At 49.2% G+C, this 22794-nt stretch carries 18 protein-coding genes and 2 pseudogenes; 4 read left to right on the forward strand and 16 right to left on the reverse strand.

What is annotated here, in order from left to right:
* Positions 1–358 precede the first annotated feature (358 nt).
* From PLA01S_RS04410 to PLA01S_RS04425, 4 genes and pseudogenes are all read right to left on the reverse strand, one after another.
* Positions 359–2128 carry a cache domain-containing sensor histidine kinase gene (locus tag PLA01S_RS04410; RefSeq protein ID WP_127590257.1) on the reverse strand — a complete coding sequence of 590 codons (1770 nt, stop codon included), beginning with the start codon at positions 2126–2128 and terminating at the stop codon, positions 359–361.
* Entirely contained in the window at positions 2125–3636 is a 1512-nt protein-coding gene (locus PLA01S_RS04415) for a response regulator (RefSeq protein WP_164817306.1), read from the reverse strand. Before PLA01S_RS04415 ends, PLA01S_RS04410 begins: the two co-directional genes overlap by 4 nt.
* A gap of 76 nt (positions 3637–3712) precedes the next feature.
* Positions 3713–3904 (reverse strand): annotated as a pseudogene (locus tag PLA01S_RS04420) (DUF6138 family protein); the annotation flags it as partial.
* Between the two features lie 204 nt (positions 3905–4108).
* Entirely contained in the window at positions 4109–4597 is a 489-nt protein-coding gene (locus PLA01S_RS04425; protein ID WP_246059321.1) for a PadR family transcriptional regulator, read from the reverse strand.
* A gap of 223 nt (positions 4598–4820) precedes the next feature.
* On the opposite strand from PLA01S_RS04425, the gene PLA01S_RS04430 reads away from it, so the two are divergent.
* Entirely contained in the window at positions 4821–6050 is a 1230-nt protein-coding gene (locus PLA01S_RS04430) for a cytochrome P450 (RefSeq protein ID WP_127590261.1), read from the forward strand.
* A gap of 165 nt (positions 6051–6215) precedes the next feature.
* Here the strand turns inward: PLA01S_RS04430 and PLA01S_RS04435 are convergent, their stop codons facing one another.
* Positions 6216–7157: a helix-turn-helix transcriptional regulator gene (locus PLA01S_RS04435; protein ID WP_127590262.1), complete on the reverse strand. Its 942-nt coding sequence runs from the start codon at positions 7155–7157 to the stop codon at positions 6216–6218.
* Between the two features lie 135 nt (positions 7158–7292).
* Here PLA01S_RS04435 and PLA01S_RS04440 point away from each other — a divergent pair, with 135 nt between their 5' ends.
* On the forward strand, positions 7293–9278 hold the full coding sequence (locus PLA01S_RS04440; protein ID WP_127590263.1) for an alpha-amylase family protein: 1986 nt from the start codon (positions 7293–7295) through the stop codon (positions 9276–9278).
* A 213-nt stretch (positions 9279–9491) separates the two neighbouring features.
* Here PLA01S_RS04440 and PLA01S_RS04445 read toward each other — a convergent pair whose 3' ends face one another.
* The 8 genes from PLA01S_RS04445 to PLA01S_RS04475 all read right to left on the reverse strand — a co-directional run bounded on the left by PLA01S_RS04445 (position 9492) and on the right by PLA01S_RS04475 (position 16893).
* Positions 9492–9959 carry an SMI1/KNR4 family protein gene (locus tag PLA01S_RS04445; protein ID WP_127590264.1) on the reverse strand — a complete coding sequence of 156 codons (468 nt, stop codon included), beginning with the start codon at positions 9957–9959 and terminating at the stop codon, positions 9492–9494.
* Between the two features lie 115 nt (positions 9960–10074).
* Positions 10075–10284, reverse strand: a complete 210-nt coding sequence (locus PLA01S_RS32410; protein ID WP_246059322.1) for an SMI1/KNR4 family protein — start codon at positions 10282–10284, stop codon at positions 10075–10077.
* Positions 10281–10502 (reverse strand): SMI1/KNR4 family protein, encoded by a 222-nt coding sequence (locus PLA01S_RS32985; protein ID WP_371860384.1) that lies wholly within the window; start codon positions 10500–10502, stop codon positions 10281–10283. The genes PLA01S_RS32410 and PLA01S_RS32985 overlap by 4 nt, the downstream gene beginning before the upstream one ends.
* An 18-nt stretch (positions 10503–10520) precedes the next feature.
* The gene (locus PLA01S_RS04455) at positions 10521–11552 is read right to left on the reverse strand and encodes a glycoside hydrolase family protein (protein ID WP_127590265.1); all 1032 of its coding nucleotides are present in this window, start codon (positions 11550–11552) and stop codon (positions 10521–10523) included.
* A gap of 148 nt (positions 11553–11700) precedes the next feature.
* Positions 11701–13905, reverse strand: coding sequence for a heavy metal translocating P-type ATPase (locus PLA01S_RS04460; protein WP_127590266.1), 2205 nt, complete (start codon positions 13903–13905; stop codon positions 11701–11703).
* 235 nt (positions 13906–14140) lie between these two features.
* Positions 14141–15163 carry a serine hydrolase domain-containing protein gene (locus PLA01S_RS04465; RefSeq protein WP_127590267.1) on the reverse strand — a complete coding sequence of 341 codons (1023 nt, stop codon included), beginning with the start codon at positions 15161–15163 and terminating at the stop codon, positions 14141–14143.
* 53 nt (positions 15164–15216) lie between these two features.
* On the reverse strand, positions 15217–16041 hold the full coding sequence (locus PLA01S_RS04470; protein WP_127590268.1) for a MerR family transcriptional regulator: 825 nt from the start codon (positions 16039–16041) through the stop codon (positions 15217–15219).
* Between the two features lie 111 nt (positions 16042–16152).
* Positions 16153–16893: an alpha/beta fold hydrolase gene (locus PLA01S_RS04475; protein ID WP_246059323.1), complete on the reverse strand. Its 741-nt coding sequence runs from the start codon at positions 16891–16893 to the stop codon at positions 16153–16155.
* A gap of 330 nt (positions 16894–17223) precedes the next feature.
* On the opposite strand from PLA01S_RS04475, the gene PLA01S_RS04480 reads away from it, so the two are divergent.
* Complete coding sequence (locus PLA01S_RS04480) at positions 17224–19269, forward strand: serine hydrolase domain-containing protein (protein WP_127590269.1); 2046 nt, start codon at positions 17224–17226, stop codon at positions 19267–19269.
* A gap of 65 nt (positions 19270–19334) precedes the next feature.
* Here PLA01S_RS04480 and PLA01S_RS04485 read toward each other — a convergent pair whose 3' ends face one another.
* Together PLA01S_RS04485 and PLA01S_RS04490 are read right to left on the reverse strand one after the other, a co-directional pair.
* Complete coding sequence (locus PLA01S_RS04485; protein WP_127590270.1) at positions 19335–20300, reverse strand: DUF4097 family beta strand repeat-containing protein; 966 nt, start codon at positions 20298–20300, stop codon at positions 19335–19337.
* Positions 20301–20561: 261 nt separating this feature from the next.
* A complete protein-coding gene (locus tag PLA01S_RS04490; RefSeq protein WP_127590271.1) occupies positions 20562–21377 on the reverse strand; it encodes a ZIP family metal transporter in 816 nt (271 codons plus the stop codon).
* Between the two features lie 331 nt (positions 21378–21708).
* On the opposite strand from PLA01S_RS04490, the pseudogene PLA01S_RS04495 reads away from it, so the two are divergent.
* Positions 21709–22271 (forward strand): annotated as a pseudogene (locus PLA01S_RS04495) (NAD(P)H-dependent oxidoreductase).
* Positions 22272–22350: 79 nt separating this feature from the next.
* Here PLA01S_RS04495 and PLA01S_RS04500 read toward each other — a convergent pair.
* The gene (locus PLA01S_RS04500) at positions 22351–22722 is read right to left on the reverse strand and encodes a winged helix-turn-helix transcriptional regulator (protein ID WP_127590272.1); all 372 of its coding nucleotides are present in this window, start codon (positions 22720–22722) and stop codon (positions 22351–22353) included.
* Positions 22723–22794 lie beyond the last annotated feature (72 nt).

Here is a 22794-nt window from a genome sequence, read left to right on the forward strand (position 1 = left end):
CCATGGATTTGCCGACGTTAGAGGACCCTGGTTCCGCTATTTCTTTGTTTTACCTATTTCACAGTAATATGCGGACAAGAGATCCGCTATTGCAGGATTTAGCGTGGAATCATTCGCGATTATGGTGCAATAACGGATCCTGTGTCCGCAAGATCACCATAACGAGCTCATTTCGGCGAAATAGCGAACCCTCTGTCCTCATGTTTACAATATGAGGCAATTCAAGCACGAAGCAGAGCCTCTATCTTCATGATCCCAATATGAGGCAAATTCTTGCATGAAGCGTGTCCTCTGTCCTCTCATGATCTCAATAGCTTCTATACGCATGTGCCCAAAAGCGTGCCGATCCCAGCCAGTTTCAACCCGATTCGAGAAGATTGCAAGATCTCGACTCCCCCTTGATGGCCGGGACATCGATGCTAACGGTTGTACCCGTCCCTTGTACCGAATGCAAGTGGATCCCCTCCAATTCGTTGAAATAGTACTCCAGCCGCTTCCTGATATTGTTCAGCCCGTATCCGCTGCCGCGATATCGGGACGAATGTGCGTTTGCATCCCCCATTCCCGGACCGTCGTCGCTTACGGACAGCCGCAATCGCCCGCTGAGGACGCTCCCTTTTATGAGAATCCGCCCTTCCGCTTCGTTTTTTTCCAATACACCGTGAATGATTGCGTTCTCGACGAGCGGCTGAAGCGTGATTTTCGGAAGCAAACATACCTCGGCGGCTGCATCAACTTCGATTTCAAACCGGATTTTTCCCTTGAACCGCTTCTGCTGAATGGCTACATACATTTCGCACAACAGGAGCTCGTCTTTGAGCGAAACAAAATCCTCTCCTTTGTTCAGGATCAGCTTGTAATAGTCGGACAAAGCATAAACGACTTGCTGTATGTTCGCTTTCTCGTCCTTCTGGGCCATCCATAAGATCATATCGAGCGTGTTATACAGGAAATGCGGGTTGATTTGGGATTGAAGCGCCTTGAGCTCAGCCCCTTTCTTTTCCTGACCGAGGCGGAATTGGTTGTCCATCAGCTCCTTCACACTGTTGATCATGTAATTATAGCTCGAGACTAAATGCCCTACTTCATCCTCTTGGGTGGCGATATCCAGGGTACTTAACCTGCCCTGCCGAACTTGGCTCATCTTGTTCATTAACAAAAAGATCCGCCGCGTGATAGACTTCGTTACCGGTATGATGCATATCAATAAAGCCAAGCATACGGCAGCATATACCAAAAGGACTTGATTTCGGGCCTGATTGACTGCTTGTGCCGCCGCATCTGCCGATATGATAGAGCGCAGGTACAGGTTCGTCGTTCCTATTCCGGAACTCCTAATCAAATACTCTCGATCGCCCGCCGTCGTCGGTTCGAACCGATTGCGGTGGACCGGCTTGGCAAACAGCTGAGCCCGCTGTTCCAATCCATCTTGTTCGTTGCTGATCACCATTTCACCGTCATCGGTCTCCAGGTATATGAGCTGCTCCGCGGACGTATTCATGACGTAGGATTGAAGCTGTCCAAGGTCTACGCGGATCGTGACGATGCCTACCGGTTTCGATAAATCGTTGACATTCCACAACACCCTGCCAAGGATGAGATGCTTCCTTGACCGCACAGCTTCATCCTCCGCCAGGACCCATACCGCATCTCCCTCGGCAGCCATGATCTTCTTCGCCCATGGCAGGGCTGCAACGCTGCTGATAGGCCGGTACATGGCAGCTCGGGCACCGGTGACAACGAAGTCGCCATTGATATAGTAAATGATGCCGCTCATCTCCGAGTTCGTTTGCAATATCCGGGTGTAATCCGTAATCCGCTCAAATGCGGATAACTGTTCCCACACCTGCATGCGCTTCGGATTTTTTGAGAAAACCTCATTGATCTGATCGTCAATCATAATCATGGATGAGACATCTTCAAGATGGGTGAACTTGGTCGACAGCAAGGACATGGCTTGTTCGAAATTTTGATTAGCAGCGTCTTGCTGTTTGCTGATGATGGAGTCCCGAAGCTCGCCGTAGATGGCCACAAACGTAATCACGAGCGGAATGATGCCGGCCATCGCAAACAGGAACATCAGCTTCTTTTGTAACGATAAATTCCCGAGCCAGGTCTTGAGCTTCATCCGGAACGCTTCCTTCGATATTCAACCGGCGTCAGGCCGGTGGATAACTTGAATACTTTGGCAAAATAACCCGGACTTGCATAACCGCACATTTTGGAAATATCCGCCATCTTGAAATGCTCGCCAGCTACCAATCGTTTCGCCAATTCCAGACGGTAATCATTCACGTACTGTTTAATCGTGGTTCCCGTCTCCTGTTTAAAGAGCACCCCCAGATGGGCGGTAGACAGATGCACATGGTCTGCAATCTCCCTGACATCCAAGTCCGGATTGCTGCAATGGCTGGATATATAGTTCATCACGGCGCGTATCATGCTGGAATAGGTGGATGCCTCGTTCGTCTCCTCTTGGTAGGCTAAGCACATGTCCAGAATATAATCTTTGACCTCCTGCATCGATCTGCAATGGTTCAAATGCCGCTCGGTTTCGCGAAGCTGATACACCTTGCCGGTACGGAGCAGCATTCCGTTCTTCTCGTTTAACATCGTTTGCGCAAAGGAAGCAAAAAGGGATACTATCCCCTCCTTGAGCATGTACTGGCCAGCCATCAGCCGGTCGCAATACGATTCCATCCACGCTGCCAGTTCTTGAGGGTTATGCCTCAGACAGTGGTGGAATTCCAGATACGCATCCCCTTTGATGCTATGTTGTACGAACAAGTTAGGTTCAAAAGTAATGATGGTTGAGTCCGGTCGATAAAACCCGGCCTCCAGAGCAAGCACCGATTCTTGAAAACTTCGGGGCACCTCCCTGAGATCGGAAACGACGCTGCCTGCACCGATTCGAAGTCCATTCTTACGCTCGCTCAACCGCTCAGCCAAGTGAAGCACCATCCCGCGCTCATTTCGATTGCGCAGCGGCATCAGCAGAAACTGTTTATGCTGATCGATTTGTTCGGTTAATGCCACACCCGCGTACGCTCCCCAATCGTCTTGCAGCGTAACCGAAGGTTCCACCGGATACCCTTCACGTCGGGATACGATAATGGATATATAACTCGTATCTGTCGGAAAACCGGCATCCTCGCACATTCGTATTATTTCATTCTGGCTATGTCCTCCGGTTCGCAAGGCAATGGCCAGCTTCCTCCGCTCTAAATCAACCCTCTGGTTCAACAGAACGTTCCGTTCCCTACGTTCGCGAATGTACTCCATCGTCCTCCCGATGGCCTTCTCCAATTCCGGAAGCTTAATTGGTTTCTCTACATAGTCCACGGCCGCGAGACGAATCGCGCTTTTCATGTAGGCTACCTCCATATATCCGCTGATGAAGAGCAGCTTGCTGTCAGGACAGATGGCCGACAATCGCTCCGCAAATTCTATTCCGTTCAGCTTGGGCATTCGAACATCGGTAATGACGATCTCGGGGCGATGGGCAGCTGCCATGCGAAGCGCCTGCGCTCCGTCTTCAGCCTGGAGTATTTCATGTATGCCCAGTCGCTTCCACTCGATGGCCTCGACGAGCCCCTCCCTCGTGTAAACGTCGTCGTCTGCAATCAGCACTTTCATTAGGATGGTTCCCTCCCCTGTATTCATAGATCCTCGCAGATACGTAAAGACAACGCTCTCAATTTATGGAATAACTTCATGCTTCCATGCCTTCTTGTCCGTATTTTATATCAACGAGGCACCCTTTAGTTTTTCCCCTTCCGTATCCGCATACCTTAATGGCTATGGAGATCTCGGCAAACACATCGTTTGCCGTGCATTCCACCATTTCGTCGCCCAAGCTGACGTCTTCCTTGGCAAAGGTCCCGCTGCCTTCCTTCGTCAATCGTTTTGCCCGTTCACGTCAAGATCAACGGAGAACCTTTTGCTTAATTTATGAAACTGCGAGCCGAACGCTCCACCTCTCACCAATATTCCTCAAGAGGCATGCAAGTAAAGAAGCCGCGTTACACGGCTTTTTTACTTGGGCCAAAAACATTGTCATGCTATGCCAAGCATCAAAGATATAGCGGAGCTGTATTTACGCATCAGGTTAGGCAGTTGAATTAATCAGCTTATCAATCCACGTCAATTCTTCCTTAACCTGGGAGATTGAATACAGCAGAACCTCGTCCCGGAATAACTCGTCCCCACCTTCATTCAGTCTTCTCTCGATTTCTGACAACAGGCCCTCCAAGTCCTTCTTTCTCCTATGTAGTATTCGAAATCGGTCCTCTTTGGAAATACGTTCGAACAGGGACACCCTGACCATGAATTCGATTTGATGTTTGGCGTCTTTTTCGGTGAATTCATTTATGAGGTTTGTGATTTTCTCCCTGCCTGCTTCAGTAATTTCGTATATATACTGATTCGGTCTGCCTACCTGCTCATTTCTATGTTTACGAACAAACCCCTCATCCGTAAATTTTCGCAATGTCGGATATAACATATTGTGATTGACGTCCATCAAATAACCGAGATCTTTTTGTATCTCTTTTTTTATTTCATACCCATGTTTCGGGGATTTATCGATTTGGATCAAAATGAGAAGTTCAAGATACATGAGGGTTCAGGCCTTTCGTTGATGGATTTGGCTAAATTGCTTCATGGTTAGCAGCACATCTCTAGAGTATATGTTCCACTAAAATCCGACAAGGAAAGAATATAAACAGAACTTTGGACATGGGCCATTGGAAACTATGACCAATTGAGACTCTATGTTAAATTAACATATGTTAATTTATAATTACAGAGGAGGGAATGTTATGAATCAAGATATCATCTCTTTGGAGGAAATCACGCAATTTCATTCACCGACCGAAGAATTCAATCCTTATGATTGGTACAAGCACAAACTGAAGCATGAGCCCATCAGTTACAACAAGGCAACCAATACATGGAACGTCTTTCGTTATGATGACGTAAAGAGGGTTCTCAAGGATCATGAATATTTCTCTAGTGTAAGACCGCGGACGATGATCAGTGTCGGTGCAGATAATGACGAAGGACAGAAAATGAGCAAAATCAACCTGCAGTCCGATCCGCCTGAGCACCAAAAAAGCCGGGCATTGATTTCGGCCGCTTTTACCCCTCGCAGCTTAAAGCTCTGGGAGCCGCGCATTCAAGAGATTGCTGACCAACTTCTGCATGAAATGGGAGATGCCGATGTCATTGATATCGTTCAAAATTATGCCAGTGCGCTGCCGACGATCGTCATAGCGGATCTCCTCGGAGTCCCTTCTGAAGACCGCTTATTATTTAAGGAATGGGTAAACCATTTATTCCTCCCTCTGCCCAAAAACCATTCGGAAAATGTTCAAGAACTGAAACGTTATGCAGCCAAGGAATATTACAGCTATCTCTATCCTCATATCGTACAAAAAAGAGCAAATCTTGCGGACGATATCATCTCTGATCTCATCCAAGTCGAGGTGAATGGGGATCGATTATCGGACGATGAGATCGTCAGAACGACGATGTTTATACTGGGTGCGGGCATTGAGACGACTACTCATCTGCTGAGCAATACGTTTTATTCCTTCCTGTATGACAACAATCAGATTTATGGCGAAATTCGGGCCAACCGCGAACTTCTTCCCAATGCCGTGGAGGAAATGCTCCGCTATCGATTTAACATTGCTAAAATGGACCGAACCGTAAAACAGGACAATAATGTACTCGGTGTGGATTTAAAACAAGGCGATCTCGTGGTGGCGTGGATGAGCGCTGCCAATATGGATGAAGAGGTTTTTGAGGATCCCTTCACTTTGAACATTCACCGCGCCAATAACAAAAAGCATTTAACTTTTGGTAATGGCGCACACTTCTGCCTGGGTGCTCCGCTGGCACGGCTGGAAGCAAACATTGCGATAAGCAGGTTTATGGATTGCTTCACGCACATTGAACCAGTTCCTGATTTTAGGCTGGAAAATAACTTGAGCCCGTCTGCTGCAGGACAAATGTTGACTCAGCTTCCTATCCGCGTTCATCGGTAATCATACCCTAAATCAAAAAAAGCCCTTCAAAGCAAGGGGCTCCCAATGTCGGGAAACCCTGTTTTATCTTAAACACAGGGTTTCCCGCTTTTTTGTCCAACTAATCTTTCAAGTAAGCATACTGTCGATAAAAAGATAAACCAACACCATGAATGATCGCCCAAGCTAGCGTGAATCCGTAAAAGCCCCAAGCCTGTCCACAACCTGCTCAGGGGTTTCCGTCTCCTGCCCTTCCCTCTTCTGCCGAAGCATCTGCCTATACGCGCCGGGCGTCATGCCAAGCTTGGCGGTAAACAAGCGTGTCATGTAGTTGGAATCGCGAATTCCCACCCTCTCCGCGATCTCGGAAATGCCAAGCACCGTACCCCCGAGCAGTTTTTTGGCTTCCTCCAGGCGCAGGTGCAGCACGTATTGCAGCGGCGTTTTGCCGATATGCTTCTTCATGCATCTCGCAATGTAGCTTGCCTGAAAGTGCAGCTCCTCTTCCAAAGCCGCACGTTCAAACGGCCGCCTCCAGTGTTCGTTCAAATAGGCAGCGGCGGCTTGGGCCAGCCGGACGGAAGGCTCCGGCTCGGACGTTTGTGCGCATTCTGCCTGCAGCGCGGCGAACAACTCCGTCAGCAATAAATGAAGCTGGAGTGCATTCTCCCCGTTCAGCCTGTTGTGGATATCGTTTAGTCCTCGCAGCATCGGCTCCAAGGTCTGTACATCGACGGATGAGAACTTCGGCAAGTACATGCGCTGCTGTGAAGACGGCTCGATGTCCTCGACCGTGCCTTTGGACAACAGGGTCGACCAAGGAATATCCTCCTGCCGTACGTGCACAGCAGGATGTCCGTGGATGAAATGTACCCAATAAATCTCCGTATGCTCCAAGCAGGCTCGATGCCCGAAGTGCGGAAGCCCCGCCTCCAGCACGAGCAGTTTTCCGGCACCAACCTCATATTCCATCTGTTCTTCCGTCATGTATAGCGTTCCCCTTGTTACCATGAGCAGATCATATACGCCGAAGGTTCGGGCAAAATGCCGGTCTCCCGGCTTCCATACGGCATGTCCCGCCGTTACGAATTGCGGGAGCGGCGGTATGGAAAACTCTAGGCACTGCACGGCGGTTCTCTCCTTTGCGAAAAGTCCATTTTATGCTAATCAAAGTCTATATTATCACTGGTTGCCTACGTATAAAAGAGGTACATTGAACTCAAGAAACCGTTCTCATCAGGCGGCAAAGGAGGCTGTTCACACATGCGATTTCGTCAGGTTCATCTCGACTTTCATACGTCCGAGGCCATCCCTGGCATCGGAAGCCAGTTTTCTAAAATCCAGTTTCAAAACATGCTGCGTGCCGGGCATGTCGATTCCATCACCGTTTTCTCTAAATGTCATCACGGTTGGGCTTACCACCCGAGCGAAGCCAATGAAACGCACCCGAATCTTTCGTTCGATCTGCTAGGCGAGATGATTGCTGCCGCCCACGAAATCGACGTCAAAACGCCGGTGTATTTGTCCGCGGGCCTCGACGAAAAGCTCGCGCGGCGCCATCCCGAATGGCTGATCCGCGATGTGGAAGATCGCACGCGCTGGGTAAAAGATTTCATGACGCCAGGCTACCATGAATTTTGCTTCAATACGCCATACCTGGACATCTTGCTTGAGCAAATACGCGAGGTAGTTTCCCGCTATGATGCGGACGGCATTTTCCTAGACATCGTCGGCATTCGTAAATGCCGGTGTCAGCACTGCGTAGCTTCACTGCGATCAGACGGCCAAGACCCTCGCGATGAAGCAGCCGTTGCCGCCTTAGGCGAGGCGACCTACCTGAACTATGCCCGACGCGTGCGGGAAACCGTGGACGAGATCAAGCCCAACCTTGCGGTCTTTCATAATAGCGGACATCAACGTCGCGGCCGCCGGGACCTCGCCCATGTCAACAGCCATTTGGAGCTGGAATCGCTGCCGACGGGAGGCTGGGGCTACGATCACTTTCCATTGTCGGCACGCTACGCCCAAACGCTGGGCATGGATTTTCTCGGCATGACGGGCAAATTCCATACCTCTTGGGGCGAATTTGGCGGTTACAAGCATCCAAACGCGCTGCGCTTCGAAACGGCGCTCAGCCTCGCCCATGGCGCCAAGTGCTCGATCGGTGACCAGCTTCATCCCTCGGGTCTCATGGATGAAGCCACCTACGCCTTGATCGGCACCGCCTACGCGGAGGTAGAAGCAAAGGAGCCATGGTGCAGCGAAACATCATCCGTGGCGGACATCGCCGTGTTATCGCTGGAGGCTGCTTGGGAGGCTTGTCCGGAAGCACGGAAATCGGAAGACCGGCACAATCTGGCGGATGCCGGAGCCGTACGCATCCTGACCGAAGGACATTACCTGTACGACATCGTGGACGCCAGTGCTGATTTCAGCCTCTACAAAGTGCTGATTTTACCGGACGAGGTGCCGATATGGCCGGCATTGGGAGAGGCCATTCGTGGATTCACCTCCAAAGGCGGCAAGGTTCTGGCCACGGGTCGATCGGGTTTAAATACGGCCGGCGACGCGTTTACGCTTGATCTTGGACTGAGCTGGAAAGGCCCGAGCCCTTACCGACCGTCGTATTTCCGTCCACACTTTACTCCAGGTTCCCTTCTGCCCGCTTCGTTTGTCATGTACAGCGAGGGACAGCAGGTGGAATTGAACGGCGGTCGTGCTCTTGGCAGCCAGGAGAATCCATACTTTAACCGGGACGTGTTCACGTTCTGCTCGCATCAGCACACGCCAAGTGCCGGAGAAGATGTCGGACCGGGTATGATTGAAAGCACAGGCGGCATCTACATCGCTTGGAATGTATTCAGCGACTATGCGGACAACGGCCACCTCATTCTGAAAGAGATGGTGTTGCACGCTCTCGCCCGGCTCTTGCCGCAGCCGTCCCTGCGATGCGACTTACCGGCCCGAGGCATAGCGACGCTTCAGTATCAGCAGGGCGAGAATCGCTACATTAATCACCTGCTGTATGCTTCCCCTGTGCTGAAGGGGCGCGTTGAAGTCATCGAAGACATCGTTCCGCTGCGGGATGTTTCCGTCGGTTTGCGTCTCCCTTCCCAGGCTGTGGTCAAGCGGGTCTATTTAGCTCCGTCAATGGAGGAACTTCCTTATACAGTCGATAATCAAGACGAGATCAACTACACAGTTCCTTATTTGGACAATCATCAAATGGTTGTGTTGGAGCTGGCGTAGGCATCCTGCCTGCCATAGATGAGTGATGACAAACAACTTTTGCCTTGAGAAATAGCCGCAGTCCCCGGGCTGCGGCATTTTCACTTTTTATTATTTAGATCCCGGTTTGTATTTATATCGCAATGATAGGATGGTTTACAACTGATATAGAGGTCATTCAGCAACGTACATCGAAGTCGTCAGCAAGAGATGTTCGGCTTCGCGCAAGCGGCATCAATATACCCTACTACGTTCATCGATCAATCGCTCCAGAAAGTCTGCAAATGTCGGAGCGTACTCCTCAATCAGAACATTCATGAGATCATAACGCATCACAGGGAACTCACCCTGATCATCCTTGGTGGACGTATCGAAATAATACAGCTCGTCCTCGTCAGGGACGAACAAATCCAGCCTATGCGGATATTGCTTCCGCCACTCTTCATCAGCCTGATTCAGGCGGTGTATGTATAAGATATCCGTATCGGCATATTCCCTCATGTCCGGAGGGGCTAGTGTGAGAATCTCCGTGCCACTTAGCATTGCACTGCCGTAATTCTTGAGCCACCAGCGATAGGAGGGGGGTAGGCTGAATCCCAGCTCCGCTTCTGCCTCGACGATCCAATCCTCGTCCACGCCGTGTCCGGGATACCATTTCAAGGCAGTCGTGCTTTCCAGTTTCTGTGCCAATCGTTCATACATAACGAGAACTCCCTTCTTCGCATCTCATGTTTGTGCCTTCAAGTTCAGTGGCTGCTCTAGTCCGTGCTGATTCCATCGTTGATCGCTGGGCATCAGACATCAACATATGAGTGACTTACCATTCATAAAAATTGTCCTCGATCAGCGTCTCAAAAGAATCTGCCAATAATTCGACCTCTCCTGTATCGTGATAGCAGATGAACACTTTTCCTGTCTGATCGATGATAATCGGATCGCCGGAACCGTCGATCGAGATGACATAACTGGTTCGTAATACATCGCCAAAAGGAAGCTCCGTACATTGCTCGCGGAAATCCAGCGTCAAATCAATGATTGTTTCATTTCCGATACTGGAGGCATTGGAGAATGCAAGTACCGAGAGGCCGCATATACTCCTCCGAACATCCTTATAAAACGTACATAGTCCTCATGAAACCTTACATTCAAACGCTGCTCTGCATTTGCGATTTCCTCTTGGGTTGCCGGACTTCCTAATAGCGAGGCCCGATCCTGCCTTAACAGGAATTTCTGTAATCTTTCCATTAATCTTCATTCATAGGATCATTCCCTCCCTGCCAAAGGAATGACCATATTCCAGGTGTGCGTGAAATCCCATGCGCGTGTACCCGTGCCGGTCGCTGCAAACAGATGGGTTGGGAACCCGTCTTCAAATAATAAATAGGGACGCTCGAGGTTGCACATTTCTTTAACCGTGCCGTCATCCCATGCAACCGTCCGTGAATACGCCTTGGGCTCAGAATGAATCTTCCAGTCCAGACAATCCGTACTCGTGGCATATACTCCAGCCCCCCATTCTCCCGTCAAGCCCTCAGACCCGTTCTTGGAATCATCCTTGATCAGGAGGTGGAATCGCTCTCCATCATGCCAAAGAAACGGATCCTCCACATGTTTATCTGGATCGGAGAAATTCAATATCGGATGATCGGATAACCGCTCGAAAGGACCAGATGGACGTTCTGCTACCGCTACGCCTAACTGGAGAGTGGATCCGCTATACTCCTGCGATTTATAAATCATATAGGTACGGCCATCCGCCAGAATGGCAACAGCCGGATTGGTTGTGACGGTACCGTCCCACTGTCCCAGGCGGGGAAGCAGAATGGGTTCGTCCGACCTTTCCCAAGGCCCGAATACCGATTGAGATGTCGCCAGCCCAATTCTTTTATTATTCCAGACCTCCGTGCCTCGTTCAGAGGAGACGGCGTCTCCTGGCCCGGGTATCGGCCCCCCGTATGTCGTTCCCATATAATAGAGGTAATACGTACCGTTCCAGTACTGAATGTGAGGATTGTGCTGGTTCATCCCATCAAAAATACCGCGATCTCTACGGCCGAGCACCACTTCCTCAAACCGGTAAGGACCTTCCGGGACCGGGCTGGCAGCCCTTACGATCTCACAATTGAACAGCCAATGGACCCCGAATCCAAGCTCCTTCCTCCACCTTGAGGCGAACAGATGATAACGGCCGTCCTCCCCCTTAACACATGATCCGCACCAAATAAAATAATCTTCTTCACAATATCCGCCGTTCACTGGCGCAGGCAGTAACCTCGCATGAATCGGATTATTCATGAATAATGACCTCCCGTGAGCATGGTTTGGCTATCCTTTCTCGCAACCGTTCTCATCTCCCTTACATGGATATTCTAGCAGAACGGGAAGGCAGTGAGAATAACAAGGTTTCTCCATGATCGTGACCATAGCAGCACGGGTTTTCCATTCAACCATTCACGGTTATGCGGTTCTTATCCAATCTCTGCACCTTAAGCTGCAATCTGAGCGCATTAGCAACAACAAGCACGGAGCTTGCGGCCATGCCGATGCAAGCGATGCGCGGGTCCAAATAACCGCATGCGGCCATTGGTACGGTAATGGCGTTATACAGCAGAGCAAAGAGCAAATTCTGATGAACATTCCGCATCGTTTGGCGGCTCCATGTATAAGCATCGATAATGTTGAAGAGTTTGTTTCCGATCAGCACGATGTCGCCGGCCTGTTTAGCCGCGTCCGCTCCCCCGCCCATGGCCATGCCGACATCCGCCACGGCTAGCGCAGCCGCATCGTTTATGCCATCGCCAATCATGGCAACGGATCGTCCTTGATGTTGGAGCTCGCGGATGAACGCCAGCTTGTCTTCAGGAAGCATGCCCACACGTATCTGATCGATCCCTGCCGCGGCAGCCACCGCCACGGCGGCCTGTTCCTCATCGCCGGTTACCATCCACACATCGCCTCTGCGCTTTAACTCCTGTACAATCTCCCGGGCATCTTTTCTTAGCTTGTCAATCAACACGAGCGATCCGATACACTTCCCGTTCACGGCGACATAAAGTCTGGTATAGCCAGGTTGATCTGGAGGATTCTCCAGTTGGATGCCCTGTTCCAGCAGCCATCTCCGGTTTCCCACGCATACGTGTTTTCCTATGACATAGCCTTCCATCCCTTTTCCAACCCGTTCTTGGAATTTCTGTGCTTCCAAAAGCGGGGTATGTTTTTCTTGGAAGGCTCGTATAATGGCTTGTGCTAGCGGGTGGCCGGACCGTGAAGCCAGCGCAGCCGACATGGATAGCACGTAAGCACCGTTGCTGCCGTCCGCGGTGTGAATTGTCGTAAGCTGAGGTCTTCCTTCCGTCAACGTGCCTGTCTTATCCAACAAGATGACATCGGTTCGTCGCAAACTCTCCAGGGAACGGCCGTCTTTGAATAGAACTCCTCTTTGGGCGGACGATCCGGTTGCGATCAGGATGGATACCGGCGTAGCTAGACCAAGCGCACAGGGACAGGCGATCAATAAAACAGACAGCGCGTGGCGCATGGCCGTTTCGGATGCATCGGGGGCATGGGATAACCAGAGCCACCCCGCATACGTAAGGGCAGCACAACCGATCATCATGGGAACAAAAATCGCCGCTATACGGTCAACGGTTCGCTGAATGGCCGGTTTTCCCTGTTGTGCGGACTCGATTAGTCCAATCATCTGAGATAGGCGGGTTTCATCATGATGCTTATCGACCACGATGTCCAAACTTCCAACCAGACAACGTGTTCCGGCGTAGACTCGATCTCTCATGCCCTTGGCCACCGCTGTACTTTCACCTGTCAGCATAGATTCATCGGCATCCGCCGATCCCGACTGAACAAAGCCGTCAATGGAGATCCATTCCCCATGGTTCACACGGATGCGGTCCCCGATCTGTACTTGATCCGCGGAAATCCATTCTTCCCCATGACTGCGTATGACTCGAACCCGTTTAACCTGAAGCTCATATAAGGCACTAAGTTGTTTCAATGCTCTGCCTTTGGCCATCGTCTCGAGCCACTTGCCCAGCAGAACCGCTGTCATCACCATCGCGATCGTATCAAAATAAAGCGTTGGGTGCGTTAGACTGTGCCTCGATTCAAACATGACATAGTGGCTGTAGAAATAAGCCACGGAGGTACTTAACGCAACGAGGGTGTCCATGTTTGACGTACGATGGATCATAGCCTGGTAAGCCCCGTAATAGAAAGGATATCCAACCCCAAACTGAAGCAAGGTAGCGAGCACCCATTGAAATACAGGCTCCATCAGCAAATCTGGTATCCATTGTGCGGGCAAGTCGGTAACATGCGCCAACATCGCCCATAAGAGCGGTGCCGATAAACAAGCAGCGATGATGAAGCGGATGCGATAAGCACCCGTCTCCGCTTCAAACCCTGCCTGCGGATGCGACTGCCTGTCCGTGGCTCCATATCCAAGTCTTCCAATTTTCTCCATGATCTTCTCTATTCCAATCTGCTTCGGTTCATAATGAATCGTGGCCTGTGACAAGGCGAGGCTGACACGGACAGACTGAATGCCTTCCACTTTACGAAGGACTTTTTCGATCCGGGCCGCGCAAGCCGTGCAAGTCATGCCTGTCACATGAATTTGATGCAGCTTCACAATGGTTCCTCCCCATCTACTTCTGTTATTCGCTTGTCCATACATTGTATGAAGATACACGTAACAACAGAATGGCTAAGAAGGGCCACCGATTGCGATTTTTGCCTGAAAGAGTGTGCAGTAACCATAAAAGCCGCCAATTTGGCGGCTTCATATGCGTAGATATTTTCTTGTTCTTTTGACACCATCAATTTGTTGTCCGCTTGATACCGAGATTAAGATTGCGATGATATATTTACTCCATGACAGCCGGGATAATGCAATCTTTAATCAGTGTCCATCGATCCCGTGGATTGACGGTAAATGTCGACGCAATGGCTACAACCAAATCTTTTTTCGGTATGCAGCATATGATATTGCCTCCGTCGCCTACTGCCGAGTATGCAGATACCCCGTCCTCATCGCGTAACCACCATAGATATCCATAATGGTTGGAATTCATCGCTGTTGATTGGTCAATCCATTCCCCCGAAACAATTGGCTGATTGTCCCAGGTGCCGCGGTTCAAATAAAGAAAGCCAAAACGCGCCATGTCACGAGGACTTAACGTGAGCCCCCAACCTCCCGTAGAGTTACCGGCCGGGTCTTTGACCCATCCCCTGACGTCTTTGCCGAATAAATCATCAAATCCGAATGAGCTCATGTTATAATCCGGAATTTCGTTCATGCCGATCGGTTTAAACAAGTGTTCGTTAGCAAACGCGCGGGCACTTTTTCCGGTGCTGCGGGTAATAATGGCTGAAAGGAGATGCACCCCTGCGGTAGAATACTTAAATGCTCCCAGGCTTCCTCCTTCGCCCATCAGATCCAGCGTGTACTTTACCCAATCAGACTGCATGCACAATTGGTCCAGCGGTTCGTGCCAATCCTCAAATGGATAAGGGGTCGTCATCGTAAGCAGATGGCGTATCGTTATCTCTCGTTTTTGTTGAGGATCAGCCTTTTGTGCAATTTCAGGAAAAAAATCCAGTACCTTCTGGTCTACATGTTGAATATAGCCTGAATCTATGGCAATGCCAATGAGTGCGGATATGATGCTTTTGGTAACCGATGCCACGTGGTATGTATCTTCCGGACCGTATCCATGGCCATATTTTTCATAAGCGATATATCCGTTTCTAACCACTACAATACCTTTAATATCGCTATATTCGGATGGGATCTTTGAATCAAGCACTGAAAGATTGTCAGCGTCTATTCTCAAGGTTGCCGGCTCAAGGGTTTGCCATGCTAGCGTTGGCCAGTAGTTTCTTTTCATTAGAGACACCTCGCGATATTCGTTTTTATGCCAATGAATGTATAAGAACCCTCTTATTTTTTTGTCACCGGAAAATACACCTCGGTAACCATATCCTCGGCAGCTAATTCTTGATGGGGGTCTGTTACGTATACTTCGTAAGGGGATTGAGTAAGAGCATAACCTTCATGTTCCACCCATTCCCTCAGCTTGGCATATACCGATGTCAAATTCGGATAAGCCCCCTTTAAAACAGACCTCGCACAAAGGCCGCCGCACAAGTTTCTAGTACCCTTAACAGCCTCTTTGATCGGGAGGGCAAACTCTGTATCATTGCCTGCAGGATCGAATTCAGGGCTATGATAGATCGTCATGGGGGTGCCAACCAAGGTCAGTTTCTCTTTAGCAATCTTTTCATAGAGCATGCTAAAATACCTGCCATAGCCTAGAACATAGTCGTCACTGCTCATCATCTGATGCATGTATAGAATATTCATCGGTCCAGTTTCTACGAGCTCTACCTCAATGCGATCCAGATAAGACATCAAATGTATGCCATGCTCCAGATTCAAAATATCCTGGTTCATTTGTTTTAGGGTATATTCATACGTGTTTAGCTTCTCTTGAATTTCCCGACGTTTGCGATTCAGGGCGAAGCGAAGCTTCTCTTCGGAAGTATCCGCTTCCCCGTCCAGAACTTCTTTGATTTCTTCGAGCGAAAAATGATAAGACTTCAAACGGTTGATATAGAGCATTTTCTTTAATTGGTGGATGGAATAATATCGATAACCGTTTTCTGGATTAATCTGATCCGGATGAATTAATCCGATTTCATCGTAATATCGAAGCGTTTTTGTAGATACTTCGCATATTTTGGAGAATTCTCCAATCGACAGCAAAGGTTCACCTCTTTTCTGGATTGGGATCTTGGTTCAAGTTCACTATACACCTTGCCCTAAGGGCAAAGTCCACTGCAAAATATGAAGAAAGCATCCTGATCTACCCAGCCTTCAATACGATAAAGGACGAGCATCCTCAGGTATCGCACCTGTGCTCAGCCAGTTGTCCACCACGCGGTTGAACCGTGCCGGATCGGCAAGTGGTATCCCATGTCCGACACCGGGGAACATGATCCCATGGCCACGATCACATAACTTCACAAGATCCTGAGCCGATTTTTTTACTATGCCTCTCTCCTTCTCCCCTACCGTTACCAATAGTTTTGTCGACGAATCTTTAATACTTTGAGAGATCGAATAGGACATGTTCTCCTTCAGCACCGAAACCAGCATCTCCCGGTTCATATCCAGAGATTCCGAATAATACTGTTCAAAATCCTCCCGATTCACGTACAGCGTGCTTGCCTGCCATTTGGAAAACCATCGGTATCTTGTCAGCGGATAGCTTATTCGAACAGAGGGTTCGATCAACTTAAGTGCTGCCGGCATCGGTCTCAGCAATGCGCTGTTTACGATTGCGTAGTCGATAAGTTGCGGTCGTTGACTCATCATCTCCACGAGAATTTGCGCACCGAGTGAAAAGCCGAGGACAACAATCTCCCTTCCGTCCGCCGTAGCCGAAATGATCTCGTTGATATGCTCCGCAGTGCGGCCTATGGAAAAGGGCGGCTGGCCGGGGCTTCGACCGTGTCCGGGCAAATCGGGGACCAAGCAATAATCGTCTTCAAAAAAAGGGATCTGCTTGTTCCACATCCAGCCGCTCACGCCGCCGCCATGCAAAAATACGATCATTCTTGCTGCATGTTTGTTTCCGCTCTCCTTAATGAATAGATTCAGTTTAATCATCCCCCAGTATCACGAATGATTTATACTATATCATATATTATAGTTTATAAATCAATTTAATATCGAGTTATATATAGTATTTTATACTATGATTTTAATTAAAGTATAAAATCGAGCAGACGCCTTCACGGATATTGATCTCCCCTGGACCAAAGTCGAGGCCCGGTTCCCGCCGAAGAGCCAGTTAAAACTCATTCTGCGGACCGTTCTTCCTTCTCCCTCCATCGTCTACCATGAAGTGGAAATCAAATGCATTTGAGACAAGGAGAGGAATCTATGAAGCTAATGAAACCAAGCAAGTCTAGAACCATTCGTGTACTGGCAGCATCCGTGCTGTCCGCTAGCCTGCTGGCTTTCCCTGCCGATATCTATGCAGATACGGCAAAACCCGCCTCAGGTACAACCGCAGCACAGCATACGGGAACACCGGTACTGAACGCCAAAGAGATCAAAGCGTTCACCGATGCCTATTTTGCCAAACCTCATGTTTCGGACATGCTGGCTGGTGCGCTTGTCGTGATCGTAAAAGACGACAAGGTGCTGATGAATACGGGCTACGGTTATGCCGACGTTGAATCCAAGAAAAAGATTGATCCCGATCGAACCTTGTTCCGCATGGCCTCGATATCCAAATCAATAACCGCGACGGCGGTCATGCAGCTGGTAGAGGACGGAAAAATCGACCTGAAGCAAGACATCACCCATTATATGCCGGATGTTAAGATCACCAACAACACCGGGACGCCCGTCACCGTAGAGCATTTATTGACTCATACGACAGGCTTCGACTTTACGGACAACTACTCGGTTCCGCCGCATATCGTTCAGAATGGTGAGGTGCCGCTCGCCGACTTTATCCGGTTTAATGCGCCAGCTGTGGTTCGTACGCCTGGGGAGGTTTACCGGTATGATAATCTTGCCTCCTCCATGCAGGGCTATATTGTCGAGAGGGTATCGGGGGAGCCGTTTGAAGATTATGTACAAAAGCATATTTTTGCCCCGCTAAAGATGGAGCAGGCTGCATTTCGGATGGATGATGACATCATCGCGAACCTTGCCACAGGCTACAATGCCGATCGTCAACCGTTTAAGGCATACCAAAACATTCCTACCATCGCACCGGAAGGCGGCATGTTCGCCACCGGTAACGATATGGCCAATTTCATCACCGCCCATCTAAATAAGGGGCAGTTCGGAACTTCCCGCATTATGAAGGAAGAGACCATGCGTTTGATGCATCAGACGCATTATGATGCTGCTGGCATTCCGTTGATGTCATACGGTTTCGAGTCGTTTATGCACAGCAGCCACAACGGCCAAACCGTGATTGGCAAGGGTGGCGATTTGGATGGCTATCATTCCTGGCTTTGGCTCCTTCCCGACCAGGATGTCGGAGGTCTGATCGTTGTTAACAGTGACGCGAGCACATCGATCCGAGCCGAATTTTTTACCGCATTCATGGATCATTTTTATCCCAAGAAGCAGGGTCAGCAGAATGACTTCCCGCTCAATCAGGAACAGCTCAAGAAATTCGAGGGCACATTCAGAAGCTTGAGAACACCGATTATCGCCACGCAGGTGAAGGCAGGCCAAGGTGAGTTATTGGTCTTGGATGCATTGGGTGAGCATAAACTCACGCCGGTCGGTCCGCTGCGATTCGTAGATGAGAACGGTGCGCCAGCTGCGTTCAAGGAAGATGAGAACGGCGATGTGGCGTATATGTATTACACGGCGATAGACAGCATGTCCGAGAAGCTCGCGGAGCCTGCTGCATACAACGACGTCCCAGATGAGAATCCCTATGCCAAGGATATCTACTTCGTTCAGTCCCTCAAGGCTTTCGGAGAAGATGAGCAATCCAACTTTCGACCGAATGAGCCGATCACACGGGCAGAGTTTGTCAGTGTCATCAGTCGGCTGACTGGCATGAAACCAAGCAAAAGCGCGAGTTCTTTTAAGGATATGCAGGGGCATCCACTCGCTGGATATGTGCAGAATGTCGCGGAAATGGGGGTCGTCACCGGCACGCCGACCCAGAACTTTGAACCCGATCAGCCGATCACGCGCCAAGAGGCTGCTGCAATCATATGGCGCACGGCGCATAACGCGCTTGGTGCGCAGGCGGTTCCGGCAAAACTCAGCTCCAAACCGGCTGCCTGGGCGGATGAAGCGGTGCAGTTCATGGTCGGATCCGGGATGCACGGGCCCGAGGTGACCAAAGACGCAAATGGTGCCGTTGATTACCGACCGACTGACAAACTTCTGCGTAAGGAAGCAGCTTCAATCTATGCGAAACTGATTCAACAAGCTTTTGGTTTTTAACGAAGAAGACACCCCCAAGTCGGGGTGTCTTCTTGTCATTTCATCAAATTTATCGTGATCTTTTTTTATTCCAGCGTGAAGTTTCCAGAGCCTGTGCGAACCTTCAGCGCCACATCGCCATTGCCGAACGTCCCCTTCAGTCTGCTCTCATCTTCGTCTTTTTCCTCATAACGTATTCCGGACCACTCGATATTCCCTTCACCGGAGCTTCCTTGAAAATCAACTTCCAGCGAGGAAGGCTCTTGAACCAAATCAACGGTTACATTCCCGCTTCCAGCTTGCAGGTCGGTATCATAGATCAACCGCTCCGCTTCCAGTTGTATGTTTCCGGAGCCCGTCTTTCCTTGGACGGCCGACTCCCCGTCTTTCAGTTCAACATCGCCGCTTCCATTCTGAAAGTTCACCGTTGTGGAATGGTAGCGTTCCGCTTCTATATTGCCGGATCCCGATTCCAACGTAAAGGATTCGGCTTCAATCTCCATTGCCTCGATATCACCACTGCCGGTATGCACCGTAAGTGAGCCTGCATTTACTTCCTGAACATGAATATTGCCGCTGCCTGCCTTGACGGTGACCGCATCTCCATGCATATTCCCGATCTCGATATCGCCGCTGCCACTTTCAATTTTGGCCGCTGCCCATTGTCTTTCCGGTAACTCCACGGATAAATCGATATCCATAATATGCACGCCAAACTCAATACCGTCAGGAACATCGACCCCGATCACCAGCATATCGCCGTTCGGTTCGACTTTCAATTTCACTTGATCTGCATTTTTCGTGCTTACCTTCCCGTTCAACCGGACCTTAATCTCGTCTGCATTACCTTTTGTGATTTCAATGTCGGTGCTTCCAGTCTGCAGGGTCAAATCCCGGAAGTCATCAGCTGCCAATGTTTTCTCTTCATTGATTTTCTTGGTGTTAAAGGAAAATCCGAATTGAACATCCGAAAAAATGTTCATCGGGTTCATCGTAAAGAGCAGCAGCAGTACGCCGGCCACTACGATCAATACACCTGTTTTCTTCTGCATAACGTGTTTCCATTCCTTCCGTCGTCCTTTTTGTCTCTCTCTTTTGCCGAATCCTGAAGTCCTATTCAGTATAGCATCCATTTAGAGACTTGAGCATTGGTCCCGCGAATGAGACGGGAACCTCGACCTAAGTCCAGTATTCCTTCGAAGCGAACGGCCACGTGCGTCAAAAAAACGAGTGCATTGTGTAAACCTTGGCTCCCCGTCAGCCGATTTGAACGGCAAAACAGCCAGTCCGCACCCGGCTGGCTGTTCTCGTCGCTATCCCAATGCCACATCAAGAATCATCATCAATACGAAACCGAACATTAAACTCATGGAAGCTAAATCCTTGTTGCCTTTTTCTTGCGAGCTTGGAATTACCTCTTCGGCTACAACAAAAATCATGGCACCGGCGGCGAAGCTCAATGCGTAAGGCAGCATGGGTTCAATAAAGGCGACGGCTACCGCGCCGATTACCGCGGCAATGGGTTCCACCATACCCGAGAACTGCCCATAGAAAAAGCTTTTTCTTTGAGACATTCCGTCACCTCGCAGGGGCATGGAAACGGCAACGCCTTCCGGGAAATTTTGAATGCCGATTCCCAGAGCCAACGTCAAAGCACCCACCAGTGATGCTTCAGTCCCTCCATTGGCAAGCGCACCGAATGCGATCCCGACCGCTAACCCTTCCGGAATGTTGTGGAGGGTAATTGCGAGTACTAGTAGTGTACTCCGTTTTCTCACTTTTGGGTTATATCCTTCCGCTCCTCCAATCGGAGAATTGGGATGAAGATGGGGTAAAATCTTATCGATTCCCCATATAAAGATTCCACCTAATAAAAATCCGAAGGCAGCCGGAAACCAGTTCCCAATCGCATTACCTTCCGACATCTCGATGGCTGGAGCCAATAAGGACCAGTAACTGGCCGCTATCATGACACCGCCAGCAAAACCCAACATACTATCCAGCAGGCGCTGGTTCAATGTTTTTGTAAAAAAAACAAGAGCCGCCCCTAACGCCGTCATTCCCCAAGTAAACAAGGTGGCTAGTAATGCTTGGATAATGGGATTGAAATTCATAAAAAAATCTACCATTAAACAAGAACTCCTTTTATGAAAATAATATGATACAAATAATATCACCTAATATAGGCCTTACATACATGTAACGATTATCTAGAGAGTAATCTAAAGTTTATGTACCCGCGAGAGTTCATTCTAATAACAGTCAGTGCAAATTATTATATATCATAATATGCAATTATGGTTGTACTTTATTTTTCTGTAACTCTGGAATTTATGAACGATGTTTTCCTCCACAACACTCACCTTTTGGTAAGTACCTGTACTAAAAGTGCATACTTACATCATGGCTGCGATCCCTTTATACTCAAGAAAATAAATCATGCTCAAGGAGGACAAATCTTTGAAAACTCTTGTTATCGTTACACACCCAAGCCTGGAAAACTCGGTTATAAATAAGCGCTGGGTCGAAGAACTCCAAAAATATCCGGAGCGGTATTCGGTTCACGAATTGCATAAGGTTTACCCAGACGGAATCATGGATGTACAAAAAGAACAGCAGCTCATTGAATCGCATAGCAATCTTATTTTACAGTTTCCAATCTATTGGTTTAATTGCCCGCCGCTCCTCAAAACATGGCTTGACGAGGTTTTGGCTTATGGGTGGGCTTACGGTTCAAATGGAGGGGATAAGTTAAAGAAACGCAAAGTTGGATTAGCAGTATCGGCCGGCATAAAAAAAGAAGATTATCGGGAAGACGGAAGGTATCGCTACACGCTTGCACAGATACTAACCCCTTTTGAAACGACCTTCCGCTACTGCGACGCAGATTATCGTTCGTTCTTGCGTTTTACGGGCAAGAGGCTGCTCCTGGCGGGAACGCGCCTGACATGGACCTATCGCCTCCTGATAACGCATTGGATATCAGTGCACGAGATTATTTGAAGTTCATAGACAACCTGTGATGAATGAACGGAATGGAGCCGTTAAAAAAATAGAAGTATTTCCTTGTTCAGGAAATACTTCTTTGGATATAACCAAACTTCATGCTTCCCGCTCCACAGCTTCCAGATCTGGCAAACTGTTCTTCTCTCCCCACTCGCACATCATATGTAACACAGGAATGAGGGAAAGTCCGCGTTCCGATAAGGTGTATTCGACTTTTGGAGGGACTTGGGGAAATTCCGTACGAACGATTAGCTCATCCGCCTCCAACTCCTTTAACATGATGCTTAGCGTTTTAAAGGATATGGAACCAATGCTTCGCTTCAGCTCATTATGCCGCATCACCTTATTTTCAGACAGCCAATACAAGATGATCATTTTATATTTGCCGCCGATCAAGGATAACGTATAACCAAAGCCGGTGTCTTGGGGTTTCACGCCAGTCGGAACACAGGTTTCAGTTTCGCGCATAAGTCACACTCTCCTTCGAATCTGTTCCATTTATCATGTACTGATCATCTTAACATAAAAACAGTACGGGAT

The sequence above is a fragment of the Paenibacillus lautus NBRC 15380 genome, from assembly GCF_004000945.1.
Taxonomy (GTDB): Bacteria; Bacillota; Bacilli; order Paenibacillales; family Paenibacillaceae; genus Paenibacillus_AQ; species Paenibacillus_AQ lautus.

What these genes read in the sequence shown, in the direction of transcription:
- PLA01S_RS04455 (WP_127590265.1), bottom strand. Translation starts at nt 11,552, where the DNA reads ATGAATAATCCGATTCATGCGAGGTTACTGCCTGCGCCAGTGAACGGC.
- PLA01S_RS04500 (WP_127590272.1), bottom strand. Translation starts at nt 22,722, where the DNA reads ATGCGCGAAACTGAAACCTGTGTTCCGACTGGCGTGAAACCCCAAGAC.
- PLA01S_RS04485 (WP_127590270.1), bottom strand. Translation starts at nt 20,300, where the DNA reads ATGCAGAAGAAAACAGGTGTATTGATCGTAGTGGCCGGCGTACTGCTG.
- PLA01S_RS04445 (WP_127590264.1), bottom strand. Translation starts at nt 9,959, where the DNA reads ATGTATGAACGATTGGCACAGAAACTGGAAAGCACGACTGCCTTGAAA.
- PLA01S_RS04490 (WP_127590271.1), bottom strand. Translation starts at nt 21,377, where the DNA reads ATGGTAGATTTTTTTATGAATTTCAATCCCATTATCCAAGCATTACTA.
- PLA01S_RS04430 (WP_127590261.1), top strand. Translation starts at nt 4,821, where the DNA reads ATGAATCAAGATATCATCTCTTTGGAGGAAATCACGCAATTTCATTCA.
- PLA01S_RS04480 (WP_127590269.1), top strand. Translation starts at nt 17,224, where the DNA reads ATGAAGCTAATGAAACCAAGCAAGTCTAGAACCATTCGTGTACTGGCA.
- PLA01S_RS04415 (WP_164817306.1), bottom strand. Translation starts at nt 3,636, where the DNA reads ATGAAAGTGCTGATTGCAGACGACGACGTTTACACGAGGGAGGGGCTC.
- PLA01S_RS04440 (WP_127590263.1), top strand. Translation starts at nt 7,293, where the DNA reads ATGCGATTTCGTCAGGTTCATCTCGACTTTCATACGTCCGAGGCCATC.
- PLA01S_RS32985 (WP_371860384.1), bottom strand. Translation starts at nt 10,502, where the DNA reads ATGGAAAGATTACAGAAATTCCTGTTAAGGCAGGATCGGGCCTCGCTA.
- PLA01S_RS04465 (WP_127590267.1), bottom strand. Translation starts at nt 15,163, where the DNA reads ATGAAAAGAAACTACTGGCCAACGCTAGCATGGCAAACCCTTGAGCCG.
- PLA01S_RS04475 (WP_246059323.1), bottom strand. Translation starts at nt 16,893, where the DNA reads ATGATCGTATTTTTGCATGGCGGCGGCGTGAGCGGCTGGATGTGGAAC.
- PLA01S_RS04410 (WP_127590257.1), bottom strand. Translation starts at nt 2,128, where the DNA reads ATGAAGCTCAAGACCTGGCTCGGGAATTTATCGTTACAAAAGAAGCTG.